The organism is Saccharomonospora iraqiensis subsp. paurometabolica YIM 90007 (assembly GCF_000231035.2).
Taxonomy (GTDB): Bacteria; Actinomycetota; Actinomycetes; order Mycobacteriales; family Pseudonocardiaceae; genus Saccharomonospora; species Saccharomonospora paurometabolica.
Map to the genome: position 1 here is coordinate 142,957 of NZ_KI912185.1, position 5,310 is coordinate 148,266.

At 69.6% G+C, this 5,310-nt stretch carries 8 protein-coding genes; 4 read left to right on the forward strand and 4 right to left on the reverse strand.

Going from position 1 to position 5,310, the window contains the following annotated elements:
• The 3 genes from SACPADRAFT_RS31865 to SACPADRAFT_RS0200785 all read left to right on the forward strand — a co-directional run.
• On the forward strand, nucleotides 1–396 hold a 396-nt coding region (locus tag SACPADRAFT_RS31865), incomplete at its 5' end, for a hypothetical protein (protein ID WP_233357088.1).
• Nucleotides 397–618: 222 nt separating this feature from the next.
• Nucleotides 619–1,845: a cytochrome P450 gene (locus SACPADRAFT_RS0200780; protein ID WP_007026344.1), complete on the forward strand. Its 1,227-nt coding sequence runs from the start codon at nucleotides 619–621 to the stop codon at nucleotides 1,843–1,845.
• Nucleotides 1,846–2,039: 194 nt separating this feature from the next.
• On the forward strand, nucleotides 2,040–2,534 hold the full coding sequence (locus SACPADRAFT_RS0200785; RefSeq protein ID WP_007026343.1) for a hypothetical protein: 495 nt from the start codon (nucleotides 2,040–2,042) through the stop codon (nucleotides 2,532–2,534).
• A 41-nt stretch (nucleotides 2,535–2,575) separates the two neighbouring features.
• Here SACPADRAFT_RS0200785 and SACPADRAFT_RS34440 read toward each other — a convergent pair whose 3' ends face one another.
• Both SACPADRAFT_RS34440 and SACPADRAFT_RS34445 read right to left on the reverse strand, forming a co-directional pair.
• Nucleotides 2,576–2,938, reverse strand: coding sequence for an SRPBCC domain-containing protein (locus SACPADRAFT_RS34440; protein WP_007026342.1), 363 nt, complete (start codon nucleotides 2,936–2,938; stop codon nucleotides 2,576–2,578).
• A 15-nt stretch (nucleotides 2,939–2,953) separates the two neighbouring features.
• The gene (locus SACPADRAFT_RS34445) at nucleotides 2,954–3,166 is read right to left on the reverse strand and encodes an SRPBCC family protein (protein WP_407690009.1); all 213 of its coding nucleotides are present in this window, start codon (nucleotides 3,164–3,166) and stop codon (nucleotides 2,954–2,956) included.
• A 340-nt stretch (nucleotides 3,167–3,506) separates the two neighbouring features.
• On the opposite strand from SACPADRAFT_RS34445, the gene SACPADRAFT_RS0200795 reads away from it, so the two are divergent.
• A complete protein-coding gene (locus tag SACPADRAFT_RS0200795) occupies nucleotides 3,507–3,992 on the forward strand; it encodes a GNAT family N-acetyltransferase (protein WP_007026340.1) in 486 nt (161 codons plus the stop codon).
• An 80-nt stretch (nucleotides 3,993–4,072) separates the two neighbouring features.
• Here the strand turns inward: SACPADRAFT_RS0200795 and SACPADRAFT_RS0200800 are convergent, their stop codons facing one another.
• Entirely contained in the window at nucleotides 4,073–4,459 is a 387-nt protein-coding gene (locus SACPADRAFT_RS0200800) for a hypothetical protein (protein WP_007026339.1), read from the reverse strand.
• Nucleotides 4,452–5,099, reverse strand: a complete 648-nt coding sequence (locus SACPADRAFT_RS24545; protein ID WP_007026338.1) for a hypothetical protein — start codon at nucleotides 5,097–5,099, stop codon at nucleotides 4,452–4,454. Before SACPADRAFT_RS24545 ends, SACPADRAFT_RS0200800 begins: the two co-directional genes overlap by 8 nt.
• Nucleotides 5,100–5,310: the final 211 nt, after the last annotated feature.

Genomic DNA, 5,310 nt, shown 5'->3' on the forward strand with positions numbered 1-5,310 from the left:
CCGGACACCCCGCCCCTCCGCGGAGGGCGGGCCGTGCCGCCTGCGCCGAGCCCGGTACCCCGGCAACGGGACCGGGAGCAGCCTCCCTCCCCGGGAGCCGGACGGCCGGTGTCCCGGACGGTCGGTGCGGGGGAGTGGTCCGCCGCGTCGGACCGCCACGTCGTCTCGGGGTCGCTGGACGATCCGGGCGACGCCTCCGGCGACCTCGGCGGAGGCATCGGTACCGGTGGGACGACGGAGGTCCCCACCTCCGGGCAGGGGCTGGGCCACGCCGGGAGGTACCCGAGCAGCGTCACCCGGGACGGCGCGATCCGGCTTTCCCCCGCGCCACCGCTGCACACCGGGCGGGACGTCCCGGTTCCCGACCCCCGCTGGCCGGGACAGGATCCGCACTGACCGCGGAGGGTGAACCACACCCGGCAAGTAGAACGTGTTCTTGCCTGCTGCGGCGGTGCGACAGGGATCGCCGGGGTGGCGGAACGGGTGTGCGAAGCGTGAGTGAGCTCCCCGGATCGATCAAGTAAACACGGTTCACTCCACGGGTTCCGCGAGTTAACACCGTATGCTTCAATCTGGCAGTAGAACGTGTTCCACGACGCTGCTGTCGGAGGTACGGCCATGAGCTCGTCGTTGCTGCCCACCGGATTCGACTTCACCGATCCCGACCTCTACGCGGAGCGCCTGCCGCTGGAGGAGCTCGCGCTGCTCCGCCGCACCGCGCCGGTGTGGTGGAATCCGCAGCCGTACAACGTGGCCGGTTTCCAGGACGAGGGCTACTGGGTCGTCACCCGGCACGAGGACGTCAAGACCATCTCGAAGGACGCGCAGACGTTCTCCTCGGCCGCCAACAGCGCGATCATCCGGTTCGACGAGACCATGGACGAGGAGGGCATGGACGCCAACCGGCTCGTCCTGCTCAACATGGACGCCCCGCAGCACACGAAGCTCCGGCGGATCGTGTCGAAGGGCTTCACCCCGCGCGCGATCGGCAGGCTGGAGGACGCCCTGCGCAGCCGGGCCCGGAACATCGTGCGCACCGCCCGGGAGAAGGGCTCCGGCGACTTCGTGGCCGACGTGGCCTGCGAACTGCCGCTGCAGGCCATCGCCGAGCTGCTCGGCATCCCGCAGGAGGACCGCGGCAAGATCTTCGAGTGGTCGAACCAGATGATCGGCTACGACGACCCGGAGTACGACGTCGAGCCGATCACCGCCTCGGCCGAGCTGGTCGGCTACGCCACGGCCATGGCCGAGCAGCGCCGCCAGTGCCCGATGAACGACATCGTCACCACCCTCATCGAGGCCGATGTGGACGGCGAGGGACTCACCTCCGACGAGTTCGGCTTCTTCGTCATCCTGCTGTCCGTGGCGGGCAACGAGACCACCCGCAACGCCATCACGCACGGGATGAAGGCCTTCCTCGACCACCCGGACCAGTGGGACCTCTACAAGCGCGAGCGGCCGAAGACCGCGGCCGACGAGATCGTGCGGTGGTCGACACCGGTGGTGGCCTTCCAGCGCACCGCGACCACCGACACCGAGCTCGGCGGGCAGCACATCCGCGCGGGCGAGCGCGTCGGCATGTTCTACAGCTCGGCCAACTTCGATCCCGAGGTCTTCGATTCGCCGGAGACGTTCGACATCATGCGGGACCCGAACCCGCACGTCGGTTTCGGCGGCACCGGCGCGCACTACTGCATCGGCGCGAACCTGGCCCGTCTGGAGATGGACCTGATGTTCAATGCCATCGCCGACGAGATGCCGAACATCCGCGAGGTGGGCGAGCCGGACCGGCTGCGCTCCGGCTGGCTGAACGGCATCAAGCACTACCAGGTGGCCTACGAGTGAGGCGGTGAGCCGGATCCGTCCGGGTGCGGGGCCGCGGGGGAGCTCCTCGGCGGCCCCGTCGTACGCAGGGCGATCTCCCGCCTGTCACCGGGGCCGGTTCCGTTCGGCCGAACCGGCAGGTGCAGCCGCCGGGCCTGCCGTATCCTCCCCCGGTCGGACGTCCCGCACGCCCCGCCGGAACCGGAGGCCCCGCCATGGACGACGCCGCGACCGGGGGATGGTCGGCCGCCCCCGTGCCGGATACGGGCCCGGGACGGGGGCCACCCGGCCCGGACGCGGTCGCCGGTGACGGAGCCGTGGTCGCCGTCGGGGCCGTCTGCGAGGTCGCTGTCCCGTGGGACGCCGCGATCCGGCAGGTCAGCCTCGCCCTGAGCGAGTATCTGGAGATGGAGTCCGGCACGCGCGTCGTGCTGCACAGCGAACGCGGCGTCACCATCGCCGTGCGCGGTGCTCGCTCGCCGGAGTTCACCGGCTTCACGGTCGACGAACTGCGGGACTCCGTCCTCGGGGCCCTGCTGCCGGACGAGGGGGACGACGAGGAACCCGGCCAGCCGCACCCCTGGAGATGGCTGGCGGAGCTCGCCGCGGCCCGCAACGTCCGGGTGACACCGGAGGAACTCGCATCCCTGCCGTACGAGCTCGACTTCCGCCCGGCGGTGCGGGCACTGCTCCGACCGGACGAGCCGTGATCTCCGGTCCGGCACGGTGGTGACGAGTTCACCGACGGCGGTCACCGGCCCTGCGCTGCGCGCTCGGGCTTCGGCAACGGCTCCCCGGTTTCCAGCAGGGTCTTCAGGCTGGACAGCAGTCCCGGCCAACCCTGACTGAGCATGGAGTGCAGGACACTGCCCTCGTCGAAGTCGTCGTGCACGACGGTCAGCTTGGTGAGTGCCCCTAGCGGTTCGATCTCGAAGGTCACCTTCGAACGACCCTCGTCGGCCAGCCTGGCGTACACGTCGTGGCTGAGGCCGACGGTCTTCGCCCAGTCCGGGGTCAGGCTGTGCCAGGTGTAGGACAGTCGCCGGTACGGCTCGGACGCGAGCACCACCTGCCCGGGATCGGCGGTCACGGTGCCGCCCTCCTCCCAGGTCATGGTCGAACCGACCTGTCAGTCCGTGTCGAACGAGACACCCCAGTAGCGCCGGGTGAACTCCGGCTCGGTGAGTGCCTGCCACAACCGCTCCGGTGTGGTCCTGATGTAGGTGGTGTAGACGAACTCGGGCGTGCCCATGGGCTCCTGCTCCAATGCTCTCTGCAGCTCGGCGAGCGCGTCGACCCGCGCACCGTGGTACTGGCTGGATCCAACGGTCGGAGATGGCATGTCGAGGCGGCTGGTCGAAAGGGTGATCCGCCACGCCGGAGGGCACGGTCCGGGTGCCCGGGGGCGTGGAAAGTCCGGAGCCCCGGCAACATGACCATAGGGCAGGGGTCCACCGAGGCTATTCGCCAACGACTGTATCGGGCGTGACGGTGGGGTGCAGACCGACCTCGCAGCTCTGGTCTGACGTCATTTCGATGCTGCCGAGTTCGTCGATCGGGCAGCGGCTGCTCGACCGGGTGCCACGCCGCCGGAGCGGCGCATTCGCCGACCTGTCAGCACATTTCGGGCTTGTCCCGCGGAACTGACCACCGGACGGGGACGCCTGGTGCAGGCTGGTGGCATGACATCCGGGGTGGATATCGTATTGCGGCCTGCGAACGTCGGCGAGGCGGCTGTCCTGACGAAGCTGGCCCTGCGGTCGAAAGGGTACTGGGGATACGGCCCGGCGTTCCTTGAGGCATGCCGCGAAGAGTTGACGTTGCACCCGAGGGAGCTCGAGGCGCGTCGCGTGGTCGTCGCGGACAGCGGAGGAGAACCCGTGGGCTTCTACAGTCTGGAGGGACAACCTCCGGAGGGGGAGCTGGGTCACTTGTTCGTGGAGCCGTCCGCCATCGGCCACGGCATCGGAGGACAGCTCTGGGTCCACATGTGCGACACCGCCCGAAAGCTGGGATTCCGGCAGATCCGAATCGAGTCCGATCCCGGCGCGAGGCCCTTCTACGAGTCGCGCGGAGCCGACCTGGTCGGCACCGTCGCTTCCACGTCGGTACCCGGCCGTGAGCTGCCCCTTCTCAGGTACTTGCTGCCTGAGGACCCGCCGCAGTGAGGTTCTCATCCTTTCCCACCCTGGTGACGAGACGGAACCACACCGAGCCCGGCGCCCCTTACCGGTGTCCGCCCCGGCAGCTACCGCGACTGCTGTCGGCGCCGGACGAGCAGCACCGAGTCCGCTGCCGAGGCGGCGAGCACCTGCGCGTCGTCGTCCGCAGCTGCCTGGAGAACATCGAACGCCGGTGCGGTCTCGCCCCGCTGGAGCAGGTAGGCCGCCGCGGCGACCCGGACGTGGGCCGATCCGTCGGTCAGGAGTGGACGCAGGATCTCCCCGGTGACGCCTTCTTGGTCCCACGCTCGCACCAGTGCGTCCATCCGGTCGGTGATCCCGTCCGCTTCGTCGGGACCTTCGTCGTCGGTGTTCATGGCCCGCACCCAGGAGGCCGTGTGCTCGCGGAACCAGTGCCGCCGGGATTCCCGGTCGTCAGCGGCACCGAAGTTCGACGAGGCGGTCTCACGCATCGGTGAGGTGGGTGGTGAGGCGGTGGTTCAGGTCGGCGATCTCGGGGATGGCGGTGTGGCGGGTGGTGTGGTGGTTGAGGTGGCGGAGGTTGGTGAGGGCGCGTTGGGAGCGCAGGGTGTCGGTGTGGTCGAGGGCGCCTGCGGCGATGTGGGCGGCTTCGCGGGGGTCGCCGGTGGTGAGGGTGTGGGTTGCGAGGCGGATTTCGGTGAGGGTTTTGGAGCGGGTGTAGGTGGGGCCGTAGCCGTGGACGGCGGTGGTCAGCCGTCGGGTGGCCTCGGCCGTGCCGTGGCCGGTGGGGGCGAGGTCGGCCAGTGCCTCCCCGACGATCGCGGAGTGTTCGGCCGTGTCGTAGTAGCCCATGTAGTGCGGGTCGTCGTCCGGGCGGGCGTGGGACATGTGCTCGTCGGCCTGGCTGATGGCGGTGAGGGTGTCCTGGGGGCGTCGCATGGTGGCGAGCACGCGGGCGCGCATGGTGTGCAGCAGTGCCTGGTGGACGGGCATGAGGCGGTCGGAGCGCACGAGCGCGTAGTCGACGTAGGTCAGCGCGTCCTCGGGTTTGCCGATCCAGAGTGCGTGTTGCGCGGTGTCCGACAGGATGCTGGCTCTCAGTGAGCCTTTGCCAACCTGCCGGGCGGGCATGTCAGGGCGAGTGCGGCGTGGCGTGACCACCAATAGGTGAAGCTCCTGGTAGACGGGTGATTGCCTAGATCAATCCGTCTCACCAGGAGCTTCACCATGCTGTCTTACCCGTCCGGGATGAGTGTGTCCAGCCGCGCCCTCGGCGTGCTGGCCGACGCGCTGCGTGCGCAGCGGAGTCTGCGCGGGACTCGATGGCGCAAGCTGCCTGCCG